The sequence below is a fragment of the Paludifilum halophilum genome (assembly GCF_002245355.1).
Taxonomy (GTDB): domain Bacteria; phylum Bacillota; class Bacilli; order Thermoactinomycetales; family DSM-45169; genus Paludifilum; species Paludifilum halophilum.
Window position 1 is genome coordinate 1 of record NZ_NOWF01000013.1, and the last position, 22,468, is coordinate 22,468.

Below are 22,468 nucleotides of genomic sequence, written 5' to 3' on the forward strand. Positions count from 1 at the left end.
AGGTCTAACCCGACAAACAAGATTCCTTTCCAACGCTGCCCATTGACAAATTGGCCTGTTCCTGGAACCAAAAATGATAACAAAATAGCAAAAAAGAGTCTCAACCAAAAACCCCCCTATGGGCAATGCCGCTATCTAGCGATATTTCCATCATCACCGAACTGGCTATTGAAGGAGTCCGAACTATGATTCTCCAAAAACCCACCTTGTACGGTACCTTGGATCGCTTTCGGCAGTACACCCAGGATTTCCTTATCTTTAATAGGGTTAAGGTAATCGTTACGCTCTCTCGGAGCTTTTCCTTTTTCCGTTACGATTACTTTACCATAATGAACTCCATAATTCCCCACGGCATCTGCATCATTTACGTAATTCACCACTTGATTATCATGAGCGCCCACGGCATTAGCCGGATCTTCAAGACCATTCATATTGGGATTGAATGCACCTTTCAATGCATCCCATCCTCCGCTTACAGTACCAGCACCATGTAACGGATGGGGTTTTAAACCCGGAGCATTAAATGTCACAGCAGGAAGATCGTATTCTTTCGCCATATTTTGAGCATGAAACCCGCCCAGAGAATGACCCGTCAGAGTGATTGATGAATCCTGAGCTTTTTTAGAGTTTTTTACCCTCTCCACAAATTGCTTTGCACTGTCTACCTGCACACCTTTGGTTTGCATATAAATACTTGAGTTCTGCCCCCACCAATCGACCCCTTTATCCTCAACATCCGACCCGCGAAAGGCAATAACAACTTCACCCGTTTTCTTATTTTTGACTGCAATCGCTTGAAATCCGTTACCTAAATCCTCACGATCAATAATTTTTGCATTGGGTTTACCATTTGTTTTCCCAAATATTTTATTGAAATCTTTGTCGGTTAATTTATCGATATCTTCGTATGACATATCCGTCATCTGTTTCAATTGCTGATCGGTCATCTTCACATCTTCTAAATTTTTGGCCTGAGAGCGTTTTGGTGCCTGTTTCTCGTCTTTTTCATTATCAGATTCTGTACCCGGTCCATCCCCGGAACCAGAACCTCCTGCTTTCTCACTCTTGCCTCCTGTGATTTCCCCATTAATAATGGCCATAATCTTATCCTTGATCATCGACTGTCCATCATTGGCCATGAAAGCGTAGAGAAGAGAGGCGAGAGCTAGGATTCCTACCAGGATCGCTATATACTCCACCGTGGACGAGCCCCGGCGATTGCTAAACGGATTCCTTATCCCGTACGACTTATTCATTTGTACGCTCCTTTATGACGAAAATCTCCTTTCTGTATCGATCCCTTATTTTAAAAGCGGTAGTGGGTCCACGGGCCTCCCGCCGACCTTCACTTCAAAGTGAAGATGGGGACCGCTGGAGTTGCCATGGTTTCCAACGGCACCGATGGGTTGGCCTTTTTGCACACGGTCACCAGGCCGGACCAGCGGTTGATCGGGATACATGTGGGCATACAGCGTCTGCATGCCGTTTCCGTGGTTAATCACGATATATGTACCATAGCTTCGATCACCTAGGTTTCGAACGGTGGTCACCGTACCGTCTTCCGCTGCGTATACAGGGGTTCCGACCGGGTCGGGGAAATCCTGGCCTGTATGGCCGGAATAACAGTTGTTGCTATCGCCGCTTTTGTAATAGAGGGCTGAATAACCAAATACCCCTCTGTTCACATAAAGTTTAGAAGGAAACTAATTCAATTTTTGAAAGCGTTCTTTCACATCCTCAAGTTTATTGATTTTATTAATATCTTGTGGATTCATATCAAATTCGAATGTAAGGTATTCATAATAATTTCCTAATTTTATTTTTTGATCCCTTGCCTTTTCAGGCAAAGACTCTGAGTAATACGTAACATTTAGGTTCACTTTTTGAACCCGATTCTCTTTAAAAAACTGTATGGTTTTCAGTATCTTCCTCATTTCTACTTCCTTTTGTTTTCCCTCTAAATCCTTAATAAGTTTAAGATCCACATGTTGTGTATATTGACCAGGATATTGATTGCGAACCTCTTGATAATCTAGCATGTTCTTACTAATCATATCTTTTTCAGCTTCATTCTCAATACCAACATGCGATTCATATACCCATACATCTGGATAAAGTTTATCAATTAGCGGTTGCATTTCTTCTTGGGATTGCTTAGATAAGGCAGCAATCACGTAGGTGTCTTCAAATGGTTGCGAACCCCTTTTAGTCACTGTAAATCTTAATTTTGGATCGTCTTGCGGATAAGCTTTCATCCTATACTTATTAAACTCGGTAATATACTGCGGCTTTTCCACCTTGAAGGAATCACCATATTTATCCTTTAAATAGTTTTTAGCTTCTTTTTGCACACTTGTCACCTTTTGTGGTGGCTGATGGCTTTCTTTTGTCCATAATGGTTGTGAAATGTCCACAGAAAACCAAACGTATAATAAAGCAATAGTTAAAGCAATACCAACTTCAATTACTGCCCGTTTACCTTGCAAAAAGCCACGATTTACTTTTTTCCTAACCATACGAACAGCTGTCCAAAGTGAATCAAGGATTGCCAGAACCCAAATAATCATAAAAAATGACATAAGATATATATTACCAATAGATATATATCCCAATATCGAATAAACAAGAATAATAACGATTCCTTTCATTCTTTGTCTATTATATATTTGTCCCACTCCAGGGTAGATAATAGACAATAACGTTGCTAAAACCACGTGTATCATAATCGGCCCTCCAAAATTTCTCATCTGGTATCAGAGCTGTTGATGAACCCGAATATGAGCATATAAAGAGAGTCGTCCACCTCCTAAGCAACTTTTTCCATCCTCACAGTGGAGAATCTGGAGGGAGAGCGTTTAGGAAAACATTCTTCCTTGTGACGCTTCCGAACGGCTTTGCTCCTGTCCAACCGAAAGGTTCACAGCGGCCATCCCTACTTCCTCGCAGGATGGTAACGGGAGCCGTGGCGGTACACGATCTCTCCAGCTAATAGGTATCAACACTCCTAATCTGGTATATATTATCGCTTTACATCTGTACTCCCATCTTCCTCCATATGATCTCTAATATTTTTTACACCATGGTGCTCTAGCCCTGTTATAGAGTCCCACAACAACATTGGTATTTTAGCGGGAAATGACTTCTTAAACCTCTGCCCAGTACCATGCTCATCCACTTTATTCGAACCATTTTCATCAAAAGCATAAGTTTTTCCTACATGAAATCCATATGTTCCAATTTGATCACTACTATCAACATAGTTTATAACAAGATCATCGTATTTCCCTTGGTAGTCTTTCCTCATTTGTTTTTTTGTTAATCCCCCTACAAAACCAGGCCCATTAAATGAAAATGTAGGAATTTTATTTTCCAATGCCATTTTTTGCGCTAGATGCCCTCCTAGCGAGTGCCCCACTTGAGCAAAACTATACCCTTTATCCTCATATTTTGATAAGACTCTTTGATAAAATTTCCTTGCCGACTTATATTGATTTATATCAAAACCTAAACCCAATCCGAGGTCAGATTTAATATCAGTATATTCCGTGTCGGGATCAGTTCCTCTATAAGCAATAATAACCTGCTTCGTTTCTTTATTAATAAATACCCTTCCTGAAAAACCATTTTCTTCAACATCCATATACAATGTATCATCTTCATCCCATCCGGGGCCTAAATCATTCAGCAACTCTTCTTTATCTACATCATCATAATCATATGCGAGTTCAGTTGCTGCCATCAACTGCCTATCATTTAGATCCACATCAGCTGTCGTCCCGTAAGGCCGTTCTTTTCTTTTTTTACCTTTTGAAGGGTTAGACGATTCCTTTGAATTAGATAGTCGTTGAAATTTATCCGACGAATTTGTTTGACTATCCAGGCTACTCGGCTTTCCATCCCCAAAACCGAAATTCCCCGTCTCTTCACGATTCCCTCCTGTGATTTCCCCATTAATAATGGCCATAATCTTATCTTTGATCATCGACTGTCCATCATTGGCCATGAAAGCGTAGAGAAGAGAGGCGAGAGCTAGGATTCCTACCAGGATCGCTATATACTCCACCGTGGACGAGCCCCGGCGATTGCTAAACGGATTCCTTATCCCGTACGACTTATTCATTTGTACGCTCCTTTATGACGAAAATCTCCTTTCTGTATCGATCCCTTATTTTAAGAGCGGTAGTGGGTCCACGGGCCTCCCGCCGACCTTCACTTCAAAGTGAAGATGGGGACCACTGGAGTTGCCATGGTTTCCAACGGCACCGATGGGTTGGCCTTTTTGCACACGGTCACCAGGCCGGACCAGCGGTTGATCGGGATACATGTGGGCATACAGCGTCTGCATGCCGTTTCCGTGGTTAATCACGATATATGTACCGTAGCTTCGATCACCTAGGTTTCGAACGGTGGTCACCATACCGTCTTCCGCTGCGTATACAGGGGTTCCGACCGGGCCGGGGAAATCCTGGCCTGTATGGCCGGAATAACAGTTGATCCCACAACCAGGAGATAATGGTGTCGGTGCAGCCAACTGACCACCGGGCAATCCCGCTCCTTCCCCTCCAAAAGCCGTTAATTGCGGTGTCTGGCTCAACATCGGCGCTTCGGAGGAGGTGGAATAGGAGAAGGGGGAGCTTTCCATGAATAAAATCGGAATACTGGTTTCAGCGGTCGCCTTCGCTTCCCCCTTTTCGATCTCCACTTTCAGGGATTTCAGCTCATACACCTGAGAGTCCCCGAAAGCAGTGATTCCTTCCTCTTCGGCCAACTCGGCATCGCCGGTAGTCGATGCAATCTTCACCGCATCCCGGATGGAAGCATGGGTATCCATAACGGCTGTCCCCACCAGCACCAGTTGCCACAAAGCCATAGCAATCAATACAGCCAAGGGTAGAATCGATACAAATTCAACGGAAGCGGCCCCTTGACGATTAAAAACGATCGATGACAACCATCTTTTGATATAAGTCCTCATCGGAGATCCTCCGTAAATCTAAATCTAAGACGTGTCCATTCAATTAATGGATGATGACGGTCTTTTTTTCGCTCTCGTAGTTAAAGGCTTGAGAAGGCAGAAAAACGAGTTGGATTTGGGTAACTGCCGAGGCCGTGATTCGATTCTCTTTTTTCTCCTTTTTCACTTGGAAGGATTCCAGATGATAATAGTCCGTCGATTCAAAGGAATCCTTCCCACTCTGCTCCGCTTGCTTCAGTTTTCCAGTTGTTGCGGCATATCGCGCCTCATCTCGCAGGATGTTTTCCGTTTCCATAATCGCCATCCCGCTGACAGCGATCTGCCAAGTAAATAAAGCGATAAGTAAAATCAAAGGGAGAATAGCGACAAATTCAACAGTGATTCCGCCTTTTTTTTCTCGAAAGAGACGGCTAAACCCGGTATTTTTCATGGTTTTCAAATCGATCCACCCTCTATAGGGTTAATATTCGATGGTTCGTTCTTCATCGGACAACCATTCCAAATAGTAGCGAGAGGGGCCAGTTCCCGACCCTTCGACGGTCTGATCCTTGAAGTATTCTTCAAAAAAAAGGGAACGAAACGGGGTTTCGACGCTCACTTTGATTCGTCCGCTTTTGCCCAATGTGAGCATCCCTTCATCCCCGCCTCCATTTTTTTTCGCATACGCCTGCACGATTTTCTTCAGCTCCCCTTGATGATTGTGAATCACCCCATTCATAAAGGCTTTCTTTTTTTCATCGGTGCCCAGAACCACCATGTAGGGATTTTGGTAGCCGGGATCATCTGGGGATAAGTCTCCATTGGCCTCTTTCACGGCCCGAATCTTGGCCTCCAAGTCCTGCTGAACCCAACCGTCCATTTTCTTGGTAGCGGCCAGACTAGCGGCATCGGCTGCCACTTGTGAGGAAGAATGGGTCATCCAAACCACTGCTAACGTCCCGATAAAGCAAAATAAAAGAGCGAAGATGGGAAGGCTGGCCACCCAGAGGATGGCCACATTCCCTTTTTTGTTCATCACACGCCGGATGGCGTCCAAATCGGTTACCTCCTATAAAAGTTAATTGTTGTCCAAGGAATCCTCTTTCTTTTTCTCCAGTTCGTCTCTCTTCTTTTGCACATTATCTTTAAGTTTCTTTTTTAGATCCATACTATTTTTCTGAAGTTCTTTATCTAACTTCTTATACATATCCCATAAATACCTGTGAATTTTCCTTTTTCTATTCTTGTAATCTGTTTTTATACTTTCCTCTATTCCTTTCGTTTTTAAGTAGTCCATAACTTTCTCAACGTTCTCTTGCTCTCTCTCTTTTTTTTCAAGAAACTCATCTCTAATTGCCACTAAATCATTAATTCTATCCTCCCTTTCATCAGTAATGTTTCCCCCTACTAGAATTTCATACTGCATCCATTCTAATTCCAGTTTGTTATACTGACCTTCAAAGTAAGATTTAAGATCTGACTTCGAACTCGCTGAAGTAAATGTCCCTCCACCTGCTTCAGCTACTTCTTTTAATGCTCGTTGCTCCGTGTTGTTTACATCAAAACCAACGATGTTGACAGTGGCGGATATCCCGTCCTTTTGCAGTGCTTCCGCTTCCTTTGCCGGGTTTCCTCCACATGTCTCCAGTCCATCACTGACAATATAAACAACATTTTTGCTATTTTTATCACTATTGTCTTTCAGTGTTTCTCCTGATTTTTTGATAGCGTCGGCCAACGGGGTCCATCCGGTTGCATCCACTTGTTTTATCGCTTTGCTGAAGGTAGACTCATCATATGTACTTAAAGGATATATTTCTTCAATCTTAGAGCAAGACAGTTGTTTGTCTTCTTCACTGTTGCTTCCTTTGTGGCCATATACAATTAAAGACACATTGGCCTCTTTCGGAAAGTTGGAAACAAAGGTTTCAACGGCCTCTTTGGCCACATCCATCTTTTGTCCACCGTTCACTTGGGCTTCCATGCTACCACTTGCATCCAGTAGGATGCTGACATTGTATTGATCTAGTGATGGTTTTTCTACATCTGTTCCCGGCGATACTGAATCGATTGTAAAACTGGTGTCTACTTGTTCAAATGATTTTTGAACAGATGAAAAATCCTCCGCTAATAAATCCATCACCGTACTATATATCTCTTCTTTACTGGCCTCAGGGTCAATCTTATCAAGTTCTGCCTTTACTTTTTCTTCGTTATAGTTGTCCCCCGCATATTTACCAGGTCCTTGGGCAATCATATCTTCTACCTTTTCAGGGATCTCCGCTTTCTCCTCTTCTTTTTGATGGGAGCTCCCAGTATCAACATCTTTAGAACTGCAGCCGATTATTGTCAAAATACATAAAAGTATTATTGTAGTTTTAAGAAGCTTCATAATAACACTCCCTGAAAATAGTAGGATTCAGGCATATGACTGTTAATCATATGCCTGAAAACTTATTTAGATATCACTTACAATATCTGTTATTTTCTTTTTTATTTTCGCAGCAGCGCCGTCTTCACCCTTAACAGCAGCCATAACAGCTCCACCCAAAAGCGCTGCACCAGCAAGCACTGCTACATATTCAACCGTAGAGGCACCTTTACGTTCAACCAAAACTTTGCGTACGGCCTCCTTCATAAAGATGCTGCCACGTACATAAGCTTTAATGCTTTTCTCCCGCATCATTTTACCTCCCTGGATTTTAAAAATATCTAAGATTAGTAAAAACGGATAGATAGTTATCGCTTTTCCTCACATCACCCCCTTTAAAATAAACCACCAAACGGACTGTCATCGGAAAAGACAAACTTCAATACAAAGGCCCCGAATACCAGGATCATAATGGATGGTGTGATCACGAGTCCGGCAACTGCCGAAATTTTCGGCTCCGACTTGCCCGCTTGCTCCTTCGCTTTTTCCGCACGCATATTGCGCATTTCGCTGGCCTGCTGTGCAAAGGTTTCCGAAATAGGGGTTCCCAGATTATGAGCTTGTATCATAGATTGAACCAAAGCCTCCAATTCAGAGGAGTCCGTCCGCTCGATCAGAGAACGATAAGCGGTTTCCCGCTGAACTCCGAATGACAGCTCCTGGTTCATCCGTGAAATTTCTTCGCTTAGAGGACCTTTATTGGTGGTGGTATAGTAGTTAAGAGCGATATCCAAAGGCATCCCTGCTCCTAATGTAATGCTCATCATGTCCATAAAGTCGGGCAGCTCGTATTGAATTTCTTCCTGCCTTTTCTTGGCCATGGTTTTGACGGCATAGATGGGAAACAGATAACCCAACAACGGACCAAAGGAAATGGCAAAGGGAGCAAGAGGTAACCCCAGTAGAAAGTAGATCAATCCAAAGAAAGTTCCGCCAAGGGCGAATACCACTTTCGCCCCCTGCAAACGACTGACTGTCAACCCGTAAGGATGACCCGCCTTCACCAAATATTCCTTCAGTTCCTCCGGATCGCTCAACAGCTGAATGTTTTTTCCGGTGGATGAAAACTTGTCACACCAACGCGCCAGATCTTGTTTCCACCCGCCGGACGATTGATCCTTTGAAGACAGTGGTACGTTGATCTGCTGTTCCAGCTTTTGTTTGACCAGCCCTTGCTGCTCTCTGTACTGGATATACATATAAGCCGCCATGACGATACAGAGCCAAGCCGCAACAGTCATTATAATGATAGATGACATGATACCCCCCCTTCGTCACACTTTGATATTAGAGAATTTGCGAACCAATACGACCCCTAACGCTTGCAAGGAAACAAACAGAAGCAATACGATCATACCGGGAATGCTGGTAAACAAGTCGTAAAACCCTTCGATCATCTTGCTGAGCATTAAGGCGATGAGTAGGGAGATCATAGGAAGGGCATAAGCCGATGTTCTGGCCTGGGCCGTCACAGCACTAATCGTTTGATGGATGATCTTACGTTCCTCCATCGTTGCCGCCATTTCGTTCATAACTTTGGCCAAATCCCCGCCCGCCCGACGTTGAATGATGAGGGCGTTGACAAAAACCTTGACATCCTTGGTGTTGAGGCGATCCAAAAAGTCATTGAGGGCCCCTTCCAGATCACGTCCCAGTTCGATTTCACGAACTACGCGGCCCAACTCATTCTTGATCGGGGACGGCATCTCCTGTACCACCAATCGAAGCCCCTGGGGAATCGATAAACCGGCTCGGGCGGCACTGCTCAACAACCGACAGGTCTCCGACAGCTGATTATCGACACGCTGAGCATAAATGTGTTTGCGGGAACGGAGGAAAAGATGAGAACCCAGAGGTACCAGGACGAGAGACAAAACACCACTGATCAGTGTCGACTCAATACCCGCAAATATTTTCAAGACAATAAACAGGAGAACAACCGCTAAAAACAAGATTGACCCGTATTCGGAAGGCTTCATGTCCAGACTGGCCTGCCCCAGCCTGGGACGCATTTTTTTCGCCCAGGAAGTATTGTCGATTTTGTCGGAAAGAGAATCGGACCAACTGGTTTTTTCGACCCCCTGATACATCCAGTCGTTCAACTTCTCATGGGTTTTCTTCCGTTCGTTATTAAACTCCAAGTAATAATAAAGGGTCCAAACCATGGAGGCAGCGGCCCCGGCTGCCAGCAGAGCGGCCACATTAAGCCCCTCCTTCCTCAACCGGAGTAAACATGGAATCATCAACGGGAACACCGTATGCCTGAAGGCGCTTGAAACACCGCGGAATGACACCCGTAGGCGTAAAGTGACCCACTACCTCCCCACCTTCCGTCATACCGGTCTGTTCATAGCGAAACAGCTCCACCAGTTTAACAGCACCATCTTCCTTCTGTTGCATCTCGGTGATGGACATCATCTTACGTTGACCGTCGGGAAGACGAGCGATCTGGACGATAAAATCAATAGCCCCGACCAGGTATTCCCGAATAATCGAAGAAGGTAAATCCGAACTGGACATCATCACCATGGCTTCCAGACGACGCATGGCGTCATCGGGGGAGTTGGAGTGAACCGTGGTCAGTGAACCCTCATGACCCGTGTTCATCGCCTGCAGCATATCAAAGGCTTCCGCACCCCGAACCTCTCCTACGATAATTCGGTCCGGCCGCATCCGCAGAGCGTTACGAACCAATTGACGGATCGTGACTTCCCCTTTTCCCTCCACATTGGCAGGGCGAGCTTCCATTCCCGCTACATGCCCGTGAGGAATACGAAGTTCAGCCATATCTTCGATCGTAACGATCCGCTCGCTTTCGGGGATGAAATTGGCTAAAGCGTTGAGCAGGGTCGTCTTCCCGCTCCCGGTTCCTCCGGAGATGATAATATTCAGTTTGGCTTTGACCAAATGGGTCAAGAAGGTGGCCATATCCGAGGTCAGGCTTTTAAAACCAACCAGATCATCCATTCGAATCGGATCTTTTCGGAACTTCCGGATGGATAAGAGTGATCCCTTCAGACTGATGGGAGGAATCACTGCGTTTACCCGGCTTCCGTCGGGGAGACGTGCGTCCACCATAGGCGAGCTGACATCCACCCGGCGGCCCAAGGGGGCCACGATCCGGTCAATCACATGCCGCAGGGCCTCCTCATCCCGAAAGTGGATATCGGTCTTGTGAATCTGCCCCTTCTTTTCGTAGTGGACTTCATCGGGTCCATTTACCATCACCTCGGTAATATCCGGGTCTTCCAACAGGGGCTCCAGAGGACCATATCCCACTGATTCGTCAATAATCTGTGTGATCAAACGATCCCGATCCTGCCGGGAGATTACAACCTGTTCGTCGGCGAGATACCGGCTGATCAAACGATCCAAGGTGACCCGGAGTTCAACAGACGGCATTTTCGTCAATTTCTCCAAATCCGTCTCCCGCAATAACCTCGCTTTAAAATGCCGGGTCAATTGATCCAGCCGGGCGTTACTGGCGGACGGTGCGACGGGTTGGGTCTGCTCTTGTTTTTGATAACGACTGAGTTTTTTTGTTGCGGGTTTGGTTCGATCGAAAAGGGACACCTTTCACCCCTCCTTTATGAAGCGGAACGATTGGAATGCCGCTCCAAGAGAGAGTCGGCAAGCTTCTTTATGTCTTTGAGAAAAACAGAACTCTTCCCCTTGTAACCCGTCCGCAGAGGCTTCCCTTGATTGATCGCTTGCTGTACGCGTTTAGCATCTTCCCGCAATTCCGCTAAAATCGGGAAATCAAAATGCTGTTTAACATCTTTTTCCCGAAGTTCTGTCTCTTTACTGATGCGATTCAAAATCAGCTCCAAACGATCGGTAGGATCGACATTAATCTTGGAGTACAAATCCATTACCTGTCCAAAAGTCCGTATGGACGGAGCATCCGGAGTCATGAGGTAAAACATCTTGTCCGCCTCTTCCAAAGCGGCATATACAATCGGATTCATCTCCGTGGGTAAATCCACCAGGATATAATCATAGTAAAGACGTGCCGTCCGCAACAAACGTTGGACATGCTCCTCAGTAATCTGTTCCGCAATTTCAGCGTCTCGCGGACTAACGAGGACTTCCATATGAGATTCCTTCTCGATCGCTGTTACATTTCGAATATGGTTGTCATTCAACTCCTTCAAAACCGGAGTCAGATCATAGATTGAACGCTCATGGTTCACATCCAAATAAGTTTCCACACCGCCGTACTGCAGATTTAAATCCACCAGCAAAACACTGCTGTTGGAATCTAACTGCAACGTTTGAGCCAAGGTCGCTGAGACCAGACTACAACCGCAACCGCCTTTGCCACTGTAGAAGGTACCCACCTGTCCACGCCCCCAGGTGAATCCGGCGGAAACCTCCGCTTTCACCTTTTGTTGCACTTTCAAAGCCTTGACCGCTCGGTTCAAGACATCACCCAAGGCTGTAATTTCTTCGGGTACAAATAAAATGTCAAACGCACCCGCCCGGTTCAAGTCCCTGGTCTTAATAGGATCACGATGGTTGGTTAAATAGATAACCACTGCGTCAGGCAATTCATTGGAAATATAGTGAAGTAACTGAAGACCCGATTCATCGCTGGGTTCCTGCAGTAAAACGATATCGGGCTCCAACCGAGCAATTTCGCGCCGGACTTCCGGAGGTGTGATATGCAAATATTGCGGTAATGTGTTGGCCACCCGTCCGTACATGTCCTGTGCGTGTCCTTCATCCTCATCCACAATCAACAGTCGAACTTCTTCACTCACCGGATTTCACCCCCTGGATATCAGCTTTATTGGCCGGATGAGGCTTGTCCATTTCCACTCCCGGCATTTCCATTCTGATCCTCCTGATTTGAATTTTGGTTATCCTTTTTCTGATTTATTTCCTTTTTTGCGGGGCTTTGACTACTCGGATAGAATGGGCGAAGTTTTCAGCGTAGATCAGCTCACGTGCTTCTTTCAATGACAGTTCTAATCCAATGGCTTTGTTCCCCTTGGAGACACCATGGACCAGCTTATCTTTCATAAAAACTCGGGTCTGAGGTTGTCCTTTACCAGTCTTCGGGTTATGTTCGTAGGAAACAAAGATATCCACCCGGTCCCGGGAGTTGAAGGATTCGTCAAACTGTACCCGCTCCGATGCCCGAAGCAACACCATCCGCTTCTTGGGATCACTTAGCTGAGATGCCGGACGAAGCATGTTCTTACTCAATTGATCCCCTTTACCCAAGGGAACGACGGAGACCTGGCCTTCAACCTCGGCTACATTCGTCACCATGGAATCGTTGATGAATTTTTCCGGAACGGAAACGGTTTTGAAGAGATCAGGACGTAAAGGCTCCCGTGAAGAAATATCCTTCTTCGCAACCAAAACCGTCTGCTCAGCACCTAAACCGGCATACAATTGATTGGATTCCTGCAAAAATAATAAGCCGGCCAATGTTGCCAGTATAATGGATACCACGGCAAAAATAACGGCTCTTCTTTTCGCATCCTGCATTTGAATACCAACACCCGTTCATAGTTTGATTGATCCATGCAACGCGACGAGACTACCAAAAATCACACCATTATATAAGATCGACCCCTCCCTGTACATTTAGAGCAAGATAAGGAGATAAGTTCCGGTGATCCCCGCAAGAATATAAGGGGCAAAGGGCAATTCACTATGGCGGGAAAGCTTTTCAGATGCGAATAATTTAAACCCGACAATCCATAGAGCGGCCAGCACATGGGAACTGATGAATATAACTATAAAATACTCCCACCCCACTGCAAAGCCAATCATTCCAAAAAGTTTAATATCTCCCCCGCCGATGGCACTCCCTTTGGTTAAAACAGCGATAACCGCCAAAATCAAAAATGCTCCTATCCCTGTCAATATGTAATTCAACCAAGGAAGAGACCGCTCATAGAGATGAACTCCCAAAGAGAAAAAAAGACCAATCAAAATAATGCGATCATAAATTAAACGCTCCTTCAAATCTGTATAGGTTGCACCTATCAAAAGAATAACTAAAGAAGCAAAAATCAAATGGATTGTCAAAAGAATGCTCATCCCTTTTCCTGTTATCTCTTCGTAAGTGAACGATTATGGCGATCCATCCTTTTGATTGTCACAGAAATGGATGATGTATCCAAAACGGTTCAAGGGTTATTATATTCTCTACCGTTTGGAAATGACAATAGGAAAATGGCAATTTACGACGAAAATCCTATATGAAAAATGTAGAGATCAAAGGAATCGATCCAATTATATAAATCGTTTTTTATTACCGACTGTTTTTCATGATACGATTTTTCCCCTTGTTGATCTATATCAGTTCCCAACCGTTATATAAAAGACTGGATATCCTCATCAATCGGAATTTTTCTATTTTACATCAAACGGCGCCCAGGGAGAGAAGAACAAGCTGTCCTGCCGGTCCGTCGAGTACGACTTTCGTCTTAAAAAAACAAGATCCCCCACCCGGACTCCTTTCCGGGTGGGGGCATGAGAGATCCGTCCGTCTTTTTATTTCCTCCGCCCTCCGACTCCGATAGCGGTGCTCTCTCTTGTGGAGTCGCCGGCGCCGTGGTAGCGGCCGGTGTCGGGGTCGATCCAGATGGCGTTCACATTGCCGATATCGCGGGGGTTGTTTTGGAAGCGGTGTCCCATCGCTTCCAACTGATCGCGGACATCGGCGGGAATCCCTTCCTCCCAGCGGATGGAGGGGTATGTCTTGGTGTAGATGCGGGGTTCTTCGATCGCCTGTTTCAACGGCAGATCGTATTCCAGGACGTGAAGGATGGTTTGGGCGACGGAGGCGATGATGGTGGAGCCGCCGGGGGAGCCGACCGTCATGACCGGGTCGCCGTCCTTCAGAACGATGGTGGGGGTCATGGAGCTCATCGGCCGCTTGCCGGGACGGACTTCGTTGGGACCCCCGGGGACGGCGTCAAAATCGGTCAGTTCGTTGTTCAGCATGATTCCGTATCCGGGAACCATGATCCCGGTGCCGAAAAGTTGTTCGATGGTGGAGGTGTAAGAGACGAGGTTGCCCCACCGATCCGCGACGGTAAAGTGGGTCGTTTCCCCCATCTGGCGGTCATCCGGCTGCTCCACCCGGTTACCGGGCTCACCGCCTTCCTGATAGCTCCAGGGATCGCCGGGTTGGATATCGGGGTTCGCCCGTGACCGGTCGATCTCCTCCGCCCGCTCCTCCAGATACTCCTCGTTTAACATGCCCTGCATTGGTACATCGACGAACTGCGGATCGCCGATGTAGGCACCCCGGTCGGCGTAGGCCAGACGGCTGGCCTCGGCAAACAGGTGGTATTTTTCCGGAGAGCGGACATCGACATCATCCATATCGAACCGTTCCAGCAGATTCAGGATCTGCAAGGCGGTGATCCCCCCGGAACTGGGCGGCGGCATGGAGGCGACTTCATATCCCTTGTAATCGCCGCGGACGGGCCGGTCGATGGTAAGCCGGTACCGTCTCAAGTCCTTATCCTTCATCGTCCCGCCATGCTCCCTGACGGTCTTGGCAATGGCCCGCCCGATTCTTCCTTGATAAAAGACATCGGTTCCAAAAAGCTGGATCATCCGCAGGGTACGGGCCAGGTCTTTCTGCACCAGGCGGTCCCCTTCCTTTAACGGCTCACCGTCAGGAAGAAACACCTCTTTGGCGGCGGTTTTGGACAGCTTCTCCCGGTGGTCTTCAATCGCGTCCGCCAGGACCCAGTTCACTTTAATCCCCCGGCTCGCCATGCGGATCGCCGGTTGCATCAGTACCGACATCGGACGGGTGCCCCACCGGTCCAGAGCAGTCTCCAGCCCTTTCAGCGTCCCGGGGACACCGACGGCATTTCCGTGGGTGGAACGGACGGAAAAGGGAATCACATGGCCGTCCTCATCCAGGAACATATCGGGGCGGGCTCCCTTCGGCGCACGCTCGCGGCTGTCCACAACCGAGATCTTTTCCGTCCGCCGGTTGTACACCATCATAAACCCGCCTCCGCCGATGCCGGACATCATCGGCTCGGCCACATTGAGAGCGAACTGGATCGCCACGGCGGCATCCACGGCGTTACCCCCTCTCCGCAGGACCCGGGCCCCGACTTGGGAAGCCAGCGGATGGGAAGTGACCACCATCCCTTTTGTCCCGACATCGACTTGTCTGGATTTTTCGGAATCCGACGAGGACATCCCGGCTTGAACACCGGGAGCCGACGGGGCGAAAACCAACGACAGCGCCAGAAATAAAACCAGCCACCGTTTTTTCAATCGGATCGCTCCTTTTCCTTCAATCTGAATCCCTTGACCCTCTCTGACTTAACCCGCACTCAGAGCCATTCATTCCGCGCCATCTTGAAACAGCTATATCTATTATCTATTTATTCCTATTCTTCATATAATTATGTTTTCCTTCTCTAAGGTGTGTCTGGTCAATCGCCGAAAGTAGCGGACCGCCGATTTCCAGCGTAGCGCCCTTTGCACTCAGGGGAGTACAAGTCTCGCCTCGTTCGCTTCGCTCTCGAGTCTCGCTATGCACCCAAAGGGCACTAGTCTCGCCTCGTTCGCTTCGCTCTCGGGTCTCGCTATGCCCGACAACCAAGCGGAGTTTTCGGAAGACCGAGCGTTTGGCGGCCACTAACTTTGTAGTGCATCCGAAGGCGTTTGCCCTTGCCCGCAGCAGGATGATTTTTAAGCGGCCAGTCTCTCCATCTCTGTAGAAACGGGAACCGAAGCGGCCGTTGGATCAATGCCGCCGCTCACGGTTTCACAATCCTTCCACGGAAGGCTAAAAAATATCTTTCCTTTACAATCCCTCCACCCACCCTTCATACTAAAATCGATATCATGTATAGAAAGAAAGCAGGACTGTTGATGATCCAGTGAATAGTGGGTTGAAAAGGGGTCGTATTCTGGCATAGCGACATTTGCCATCCTACTCAGCGGAGAGTTTGGAGGGAGGGCGCCTAAGGGCAAGATTCTCCCTTATAACACTTCCGAACGGCTTTGCCCTTGCCCGACCGAAAAATTCGGAGCGGACAGGTTAAACTTCCTCGTTGGATGGCAATAGGAGCGTGGTAGAATACGATCCCCTTTCCTTATAAGGTCATCAACAAACCTGGGTAAAAGAAAGGGTGCTAACGATGTCCATTCGATTCCGCGCCATTGGGACAGGATTGGCCTTGGCGGGTCTCCTGTTCGGGTCGACGTTCTCCATGGGGGCCTCTGCCGCCCAAGCCGAGAAGCCGAAGCACAAAGAGGTATTGAATATCGCCCATCGCGGGGCTTCCGCCTACGCCCCGGAGCACACGATTCCTTCCTATGAAATGGGGGATCGGATGAAAGGCGACTATATCGAAATCGATTTGCAAATGACCCAAGACGGGCGCTTAATCGCCATGCACGACGAAACGCTGGACCGCACCACCGACGGTACGGGACTGGTGAAGGATCATACCCTGGCGGAGATCAAAAAACTGGATGCCGGCTCCTGGTTTAACAAAGAGAATCCCCAATACGCCAAATCGGAATACGAAGGTTTAGAGGTCCCTACCCTGGAAGAAGTCATTGAGCATTTCGGCAAAAATCGAAAGTATTATATTGAAACAAAAGCTCCGGATGTCTATCCCGGAATGGAAGAAAAACTCCTTGAGATCCTGGACCGTTACGGACTGACGGACAAACAAGCCTTTAAGAAAAACCGGGTGCTGATCCAATCTTTCAGTCAAGAAAGTCTGATGAAGATCCAGCAATTAAACCCGGATATTCCCTTGATTCAACTGTTGTGGTATGAGACTCCCGCCCAAATCTCGGATGAAGAGCTGGAGGGAATCCGGGAGTACGCGGTCGGCGTCGGTCCCAATCATGAGCAGATCGACCGCTCCTATGTAGAAAAAGTGCGCGAGCACAGGCTGGAGATTCATCCCTACACCGTCAACTCCCAGGAAGACATGAAAAAACTGATCGACTGGGGCGTAACCGGCCTGTTTACCAACCACCCGGACCGCCTCCGGGAAGTATTGAAAGATAAATAACCGCTTGATTCACCACGAACTAGAAGCGTTGTGAAAAAGCTCCTGTTCGGGAGGGTGGGGTTCCACACGGAGTGCCTTTGGCTCGTCAGAACAACGAAACGGAGTGTGGAACCCCACCCCGACCCACCAAGGATGTGCTAAAATCACAACGCCTCTAGATGCAATAAGGAATGGTCGTGTTCTGCCGTACGCCTGATTTCAGGCCGTATCCCGCCCGGATAAGGGGGATACGGCCTTTTTGTATTCCGCCCCTTTCCTTGTCGCATGCTAACCAGACAAGGACGGTAACCCTTTGGAACCGACTGATCCGTAAAAAGGGTCTCTTCTAATAATCGAGATGGAAGGGGAGGGTAGGCCAGCGTAGATCCTTTGCACTCAGGGGAGCACAAATCTCGCCAAGGTCGCTCTGCTCCGGTCTCCCTATGCGTTTTTTGCAAGAGATCGGAGACGGCCTGCCAGACCGACCATCCCCGGCAAGGGATCAAACCGATCAAAGTGACTTGAAGAGTGAAAGGAAGGGTGGAAAACCGGATGAAAGGGTGGGTTTACGGTATACTGGCGATTTGTCTGGGAGGGGGAATAGCGGGGTTATGGGGCGGAACCGTCGACAGCCAGGCGGCGACTGGAGAATCGAGGCCTCCCCCTGAACCTGTATCCACTTGGAATATCGCTCACCGGGGAGCTTCCGCCTACGCCCCGGAATCCACGCTCCCCGCCTTTGAATGGGGGGCCCGCATGGGCTCCGATTTCATCGAATTGGATGTGCAGATGACCCGGGACGGCCATCTCGTCGCCCTGCATGACAAACAGGTGGACCGAACAACGGACGGACGGGGACCGATACACCGGTACACTCTGTCCCAACTGAAAAAGCTGGATGCCGCCGCCTGGTTCGGTCAAAAACATCCCCGGCGCTGGAAATCGAGCTTCCGGGGAGCCACCGTCCCCACCCTGGAGGAAGTGTTCCAACGGTTGGGAAACCGGATCGGCTATTGCCTGGAAATCAAAAAAAGCAGTGCCGGCCCCCAGCTGGAACGGAAACTGCTCCAACTGTTGAAACAACACCGCTTAGTGGAAACTTCGGAATCCCAACGCGTCCTCATCCAGTCCTTCGATTCCGACAGCCTGCGGCGGATCCACCGGAAAGCTCCGGATCTTCCCCTGATCCAGCTGATTCACTTCAAAAACATCGGCTCTCTTTCCCATCGCCGGCTGAAAAGGACCAAGGAGTATGCCGACGGGATCGGACTGAGTTACCGGCGGATCAACCGGAAGCGTATCCATCGCGCCCACCGCCACGGTCTGCGGATTCTCGCTTATACAGTGAATCGGAAACCGGTGATGCGCCGGTTGGTGCGGTGGAAGGTGGACGGAATCTGTACTAATTACCCGGATCGGCTTCACCAGGTTCTGCAACAGACCGACCCCGGGCAAAAAACCGGCTAAAGGGTGAGCCCTATCCGAGGGGATAGGGCTCATCGCATTCTGCAGTCGTTTTTCATTTATCCCTGATCCCGCATGGCCGGGAAAAGCAGGACATCCCGGATGGAGGCGCTGTCGGTGAGCAACATCACCAGCCGGTCGATCCCGATCCCCAGACCGCCTGTGGGAGGCATTCCGTATTCCAGGGCTTCCAGGAAATCTTCATCCATGGGGTGGGCCTCATCGTTCCCTTGCGCTTTTTCCTTCACTTGCGCTTCAAAGCGCTCCCGCTGGTCGACCGGGTCGTTCAGCTCAGTAAAGGCGTTGGCGTGCTCCCGGCCGACGATAAACAGCTCAAAGCGGTCGGTGAACCGGGGATCGTCAGCATTTTTGCGGGCCAAAGGAGAAATCTCCAAGGGGTGGCCGTATACAAAGGTGGGCTGAATCAGCTTTTCCTCCACCTTTTGCTCAAAAAATTCATTCAGGATGTGGCCGAAAGTCATCGCCGGGGTAATCTGGACACCGTGCTCCTCAGCCAGGCGACGGGCCTCGTCGTCGCTCATGGAACGACTGAAATCGACGCCGGTGTGTTCCCGGACCAAGTCCACCATTGACTTGCGCGCCCAGGGCTTGGACAAGTGAATCGTCTCTCCGGCGTATTGGATCGTATCCGTACCCAGCACTTCCCGGGCGGCGTGATTAATGATGTTCTCCGTCACATCCATGATATCGTGGAAATCGGCAAAGGCCTCATACAGCTCCAGCATGGTAAACTCTGGATTGTGTCGGGTGGAAACCCCTTCATTCCGGTAGACCCGGCCGATTTCATACACTTTTTCCATCCCGCCGACGATCAGACGCTTCAAGTGCAATTCGATGGCAATCCGCATATAGAGGTCGATATCCAGGGCGTTGTGGTGGGTGATAAAGGGACGGGCGGCGGCACCGCCGGGAATCGTATGCAGTGTCGGAGTCTCCACTTCCAGATAGCCCTGGCCGTCCAAGTACCGGCGAATCGCACTGATCACCCGGCTGCGGACGATAAAGGTATCCTTGACCTCCGGGTTCATGATCAAGTCCAGGTACCGCTTCCGGTAACGCAGTTCCACATCCTTAAGACCGTGAAACTTTTCCGGGAGGGGACGGAGGGACTTACTCAAAAACGTGACGGAATCGGCTTTGACACTGGTTTCTCCCCGGTTGGTTTTAAACACCGTCCCGGAAACACCCAGCCAGTCACCGAGATCCGCGGTGCCGAAGGTTTCATACTGCTCCTCTCCGACCCGATCCTTCCGGACGTAGATCTGGATGCGCCCGGTCTGGTCCTGCAGGTGAGCAAAGGAAGCCTTCCCCTGCTTCCGTTTGGCCACGAGACGTCCGGCAATCGTCACGGAGACGTTTTCCTCTTCCAAGTCTTCTTTGGATTGATCGTCAAAGGCGGCCAGGATGTCCTCGGCGCGGTGGGTGCGTTCATACTTCCGCCCGAAGGGATCGATGCCCCGCTCCCGGAGTCCGTCCATCTTGTCCCGGCGAACCTGCAACAATTCGTTTCGCTCTTCTTCCTGGGTCATCTGCTTCAACTCCTCATTCTGGGCGGCAGGTTTTCGTTCCTTCTTTTCATGTACGAGGCCGGCAGGAATGTTGCCGCTCCCGCCGTCGACCATTCCCCGGCAAGGGAGTCCTCGCTGGAAGGGTTAAGCGGGAACGTCCGCTTTTTTCCGCCGTTGTTCCAACTGGTCTACGTATTCCGTCAGGACCCGGGCCATTCCCTGCCGGGTTGTTTGTTCATTTACCCGGTCCTTGACCCGGGCCGCCCCCCGTATTCCCCGCAAATACCAGGAGGCGTGTTTTCGCATCTCGCGCACGGCCACTTCCTCCCCGCGCAGAGCGATGAGACGGTCCATGTGCAAGAGGGCGATCCGGATTTTTTCCCGGGGATCCGGTTCCGGGAACCATTCACCGGAAGTCAGGTAATGGATGGTCCGGTACAACATCCAAGGGTTGCCCAGGGCGGCCCGGCCGATCATGACACCGTCGCATCCGGTAGTGTCCAGCATGCGGCGGGCGTCCTCCGGAGTCATGACATCCCCGTTGCCGATGACCGGGATGCTTACCGCCTGTTTGACCTGGCGGATGATATCCCAGTCCGCCTTCCCCTCGTACATCTGCACCCGGGTCCGGCCGTGCAGGGAGACGGCCTGGGCCCCGGCCCGTTCCAGGGCCTGAGCGTTTTCCACGGCATAAATATGGTCTTCGTCCCAGCCGGTCCGCATCTTCACTGTCACCGGCTTTTCCACGGCTTCCACCGCGGCGGAGACCATCTCTTCGATTTTGTCCGGGTTCAGCAACCAGCGGGCTCCGGCGTCGCATTTGGTTATTTTGGGCACCGGACAGCCCATGTTGATATCGATGATATCGGCGTTGGTCTGTTGGTCCACCACCTTGGCCGCCTCGACCAAGGTTTCTTTATCGCCACCGAAGATTTGCAGGCTCAGGGGCTTCTCCCGCTCATCGACATACAGCATTTTCTTCGTTCGGGCGTTTCCGTGAAGAATCGCCTTGTCGCTGACCATTTCGGCACAGACGAGACCGCAACCGAACTCCTTGGCGATCAGGCGGAAGGCGGGATTGCAAACCCCGGCCATCGGAGCCAGCACGACGTTGTTCTCGGTTTGCACCGGTCCGATCTTCAGTTTCATCCGAAAACACCTCCTTAAGACAATGGCGTACGGGAGGGGGTGGATCGCTGTTCCAGGCGCAATGAATGGGATGTCGCCCATACATCCTCCACCGGCTCCAGCGTTCGAACCCATGCGTCCACCGTTTTTCCGGTTCCGGGAATGACCACCTCCGGAGCGATCTCCCGGAGAGGGATCAGTACAAACGCCCGTTCCACCATCCGAGGGTGGGGCAGGATCAGCTCTTCATCGGTCATCGTGAGATCTCCGTACAACAACAGATCCAGATCCAGCGTTCGGGGCCCCCAGCGCACCATCCGCACCCGGTGCAGCTCCTGTTCCACTTCCAAGAGCGTTCGGAGCAACTCCCGGGGCGAGAAGTCCGTCTCCAACTCTGCCGCCATGTTGAGAAAATCCGGCTGATCCGTATATCCTACGGGGGACGTTTCATAGACGGAAGAAAACCGGGTCACAGCGATCCCTTCCCGGCGGTTCAACCGGTTGAGGGCTTCCTCCAGATTGTTCAGGCGTCGTCCCAGGTTGGTCCCCAGTCCGATGTAAGCAGTCTGACCTCGGCTCATGACCGTCTCCGGCGGATTTCAACGCCTACCGAATCATAGTATCCAGGGATGGGCGGGTCCGGTTTGGTCACCCGAACCATCACCTCTTCCACAGCGGGGAAGGATGCCAAGAGCGCGGCGGCGATGCGCTCGGCGAGGGTTTCCACCAGTGCGTGGGTCTTCGTTTCCACTTCATCTTTAACCGTTTCATACACCCGTCCGTAATCCACCGTCTGATTCAGATCGTCGGTTCGGGCCGCCGGGGCCAAATCCACTCCCAGCTCCAGATCGACGGTAAACCGCTGTCCGAGTCGGTTCTCCTCGGCAAAGGCGCCGTGATAAGCGTAAAAAGCCATCCGATTGAAAAAAATATGATCCATCACGGCTCCCTC

At 49.6% G+C, this 22,468-nt stretch carries 22 protein-coding genes; 2 read left to right on the forward strand and 20 right to left on the reverse strand.

Annotated elements, in window-relative coordinates; translation table 11 throughout:
• Positions 1 to 131 precede the first annotated feature (131 nt).
• From CHM34_RS16490 to ggt, 16 genes are all read right to left on the reverse strand, one after another.
• Positions 132 to 1,118: a YqiA/YcfP family alpha/beta fold hydrolase gene (locus tag CHM34_RS16490; protein WP_169713790.1), complete on the reverse strand. Its 987-nt coding sequence runs from the start codon at positions 1,116 to 1,118 to the stop codon at positions 132 to 134.
• Between the two features lie 183 nt (positions 1,119 to 1,301).
• Positions 1,302 to 1,685 carry a M23 family metallopeptidase gene (locus tag CHM34_RS16495; protein ID WP_094265717.1) on the reverse strand — a complete coding sequence of 128 codons (384 nt, stop codon included), beginning with the start codon at positions 1,683 to 1,685 and terminating at the stop codon, positions 1,302 to 1,304.
• Positions 1,686 to 1,703: 18 nt separating this feature from the next.
• Positions 1,704 to 2,723, reverse strand: coding sequence for a DUF5683 domain-containing protein (locus CHM34_RS16500; protein ID WP_094265718.1), 1,020 nt, complete (start codon positions 2,721 to 2,723; stop codon positions 1,704 to 1,706).
• Between the two features lie 296 nt (positions 2,724 to 3,019).
• On the reverse strand, positions 3,020 to 3,982 hold the full coding sequence (locus CHM34_RS16505) for a Tle-like phospholipase domain-containing protein (protein ID WP_169713791.1): 963 nt from the start codon (positions 3,980 to 3,982) through the stop codon (positions 3,020 to 3,022).
• Positions 3,983 to 4,165: 183 nt separating this feature from the next.
• Positions 4,166 to 4,975: a M23 family metallopeptidase gene (locus tag CHM34_RS16510; protein ID WP_094265720.1), complete on the reverse strand. Its 810-nt coding sequence runs from the start codon at positions 4,973 to 4,975 to the stop codon at positions 4,166 to 4,168.
• Between the two features lie 43 nt (positions 4,976 to 5,018).
• The gene (locus CHM34_RS16515; RefSeq protein WP_094265721.1) at positions 5,019 to 5,414 is read right to left on the reverse strand and encodes a hypothetical protein; all 396 of its coding nucleotides are present in this window, start codon (positions 5,412 to 5,414) and stop codon (positions 5,019 to 5,021) included.
• A gap of 21 nt (positions 5,415 to 5,435) precedes the next feature.
• Positions 5,436 to 6,011, reverse strand: a complete 576-nt coding sequence (locus CHM34_RS16520) for a pilus assembly protein TadG-related protein (protein ID WP_094265722.1) — start codon at positions 6,009 to 6,011, stop codon at positions 5,436 to 5,438.
• 21 nt (positions 6,012 to 6,032) lie between these two features.
• Positions 6,033 to 7,346 carry a vWA domain-containing protein gene (locus CHM34_RS16525; RefSeq protein WP_094265723.1) on the reverse strand — a complete coding sequence of 438 codons (1,314 nt, stop codon included), beginning with the start codon at positions 7,344 to 7,346 and terminating at the stop codon, positions 6,033 to 6,035.
• Between the two features lie 66 nt (positions 7,347 to 7,412).
• Positions 7,413 to 7,637: a hypothetical protein gene (locus tag CHM34_RS16530; protein WP_094265724.1), complete on the reverse strand. Its 225-nt coding sequence runs from the start codon at positions 7,635 to 7,637 to the stop codon at positions 7,413 to 7,415.
• Between the two features lie 83 nt (positions 7,638 to 7,720).
• Positions 7,721 to 8,644, reverse strand: coding sequence for a type II secretion system F family protein (locus tag CHM34_RS16535; protein ID WP_094265725.1), 924 nt, complete (start codon positions 8,642 to 8,644; stop codon positions 7,721 to 7,723).
• Positions 8,645 to 8,659: 15 nt separating this feature from the next.
• Positions 8,660 to 9,586 (reverse strand): type II secretion system F family protein, encoded by a 927-nt coding sequence (locus CHM34_RS16540; RefSeq protein WP_169713792.1) that lies wholly within the window; start codon positions 9,584 to 9,586, stop codon positions 8,660 to 8,662.
• Between the two features lies 1 nt (position 9,587).
• A complete protein-coding gene (locus CHM34_RS16545; RefSeq protein WP_094265727.1) occupies positions 9,588 to 10,958 on the reverse strand; it encodes a TadA family conjugal transfer-associated ATPase in 1,371 nt (456 codons plus the stop codon).
• 14 nt (positions 10,959 to 10,972) lie between these two features.
• Positions 10,973 to 12,148, reverse strand: coding sequence for a CpaE/TadZ family protein (locus CHM34_RS16550; protein ID WP_094265728.1), 1,176 nt, complete (start codon positions 12,146 to 12,148; stop codon positions 10,973 to 10,975).
• Between the two features lie 115 nt (positions 12,149 to 12,263).
• Positions 12,264 to 12,884 (reverse strand): Flp pilus assembly protein CpaB, encoded by a 621-nt coding sequence (gene cpaB, locus CHM34_RS16555; protein ID WP_094265729.1) that lies wholly within the window; start codon positions 12,882 to 12,884, stop codon positions 12,264 to 12,266.
• 99 nt (positions 12,885 to 12,983) lie between these two features.
• Positions 12,984 to 13,442, reverse strand: coding sequence for a prepilin peptidase (locus CHM34_RS16560; protein ID WP_094265730.1), 459 nt, complete (start codon positions 13,440 to 13,442; stop codon positions 12,984 to 12,986).
• A gap of 456 nt (positions 13,443 to 13,898) precedes the next feature.
• A complete protein-coding gene (ggt, locus tag CHM34_RS16565) occupies positions 13,899 to 15,653 on the reverse strand; it encodes a gamma-glutamyltransferase (RefSeq protein WP_439116339.1) in 1,755 nt (584 codons plus the stop codon).
• Positions 15,654 to 16,525: 872 nt separating this feature from the next.
• On the opposite strand from ggt, the gene CHM34_RS16570 reads away from it, so the two are divergent.
• Positions 16,526 to 17,416: a glycerophosphodiester phosphodiesterase gene (locus CHM34_RS16570; protein ID WP_439116340.1), complete on the forward strand. Its 891-nt coding sequence runs from the start codon at positions 16,526 to 16,528 to the stop codon at positions 17,414 to 17,416.
• A gap of 531 nt (positions 17,417 to 17,947) precedes the next feature.
• Positions 17,948 to 18,862, forward strand: a complete 915-nt coding sequence (locus CHM34_RS16575) for a glycerophosphodiester phosphodiesterase (protein ID WP_141201747.1) — start codon at positions 17,948 to 17,950, stop codon at positions 18,860 to 18,862.
• 56 nt (positions 18,863 to 18,918) lie between these two features.
• On the opposite strand, the gene lysS is transcribed toward CHM34_RS16575, so the two are convergent.
• The 4 genes from lysS to folB form a co-directional block, all read right to left on the reverse strand.
• Entirely contained in the window at positions 18,919 to 20,409 is a 1,491-nt protein-coding gene (gene lysS / locus CHM34_RS16580; protein ID WP_094265796.1) for a lysine--tRNA ligase, read from the reverse strand.
• Between the two features lie 123 nt (positions 20,410 to 20,532).
• Positions 20,533 to 21,537 carry a tRNA dihydrouridine synthase DusB gene (gene dusB / locus CHM34_RS16585; RefSeq protein WP_094265732.1) on the reverse strand — a complete coding sequence of 335 codons (1,005 nt, stop codon included), beginning with the start codon at positions 21,535 to 21,537 and terminating at the stop codon, positions 20,533 to 20,535.
• A 14-nt stretch (positions 21,538 to 21,551) separates the two neighbouring features.
• Positions 21,552 to 22,097: a 2-amino-4-hydroxy-6-hydroxymethyldihydropteridine diphosphokinase gene (gene folK / locus CHM34_RS16590; RefSeq protein WP_094265733.1), complete on the reverse strand. Its 546-nt coding sequence runs from the start codon at positions 22,095 to 22,097 to the stop codon at positions 21,552 to 21,554.
• Positions 22,094 to 22,456 carry a dihydroneopterin aldolase gene (gene folB / locus CHM34_RS16595; protein ID WP_094265734.1) on the reverse strand — a complete coding sequence of 121 codons (363 nt, stop codon included), beginning with the start codon at positions 22,454 to 22,456 and terminating at the stop codon, positions 22,094 to 22,096. Before folB ends, folK begins: the two co-directional genes overlap by 4 nt.
• Positions 22,457 to 22,468: the final 12 nt, after the last annotated feature.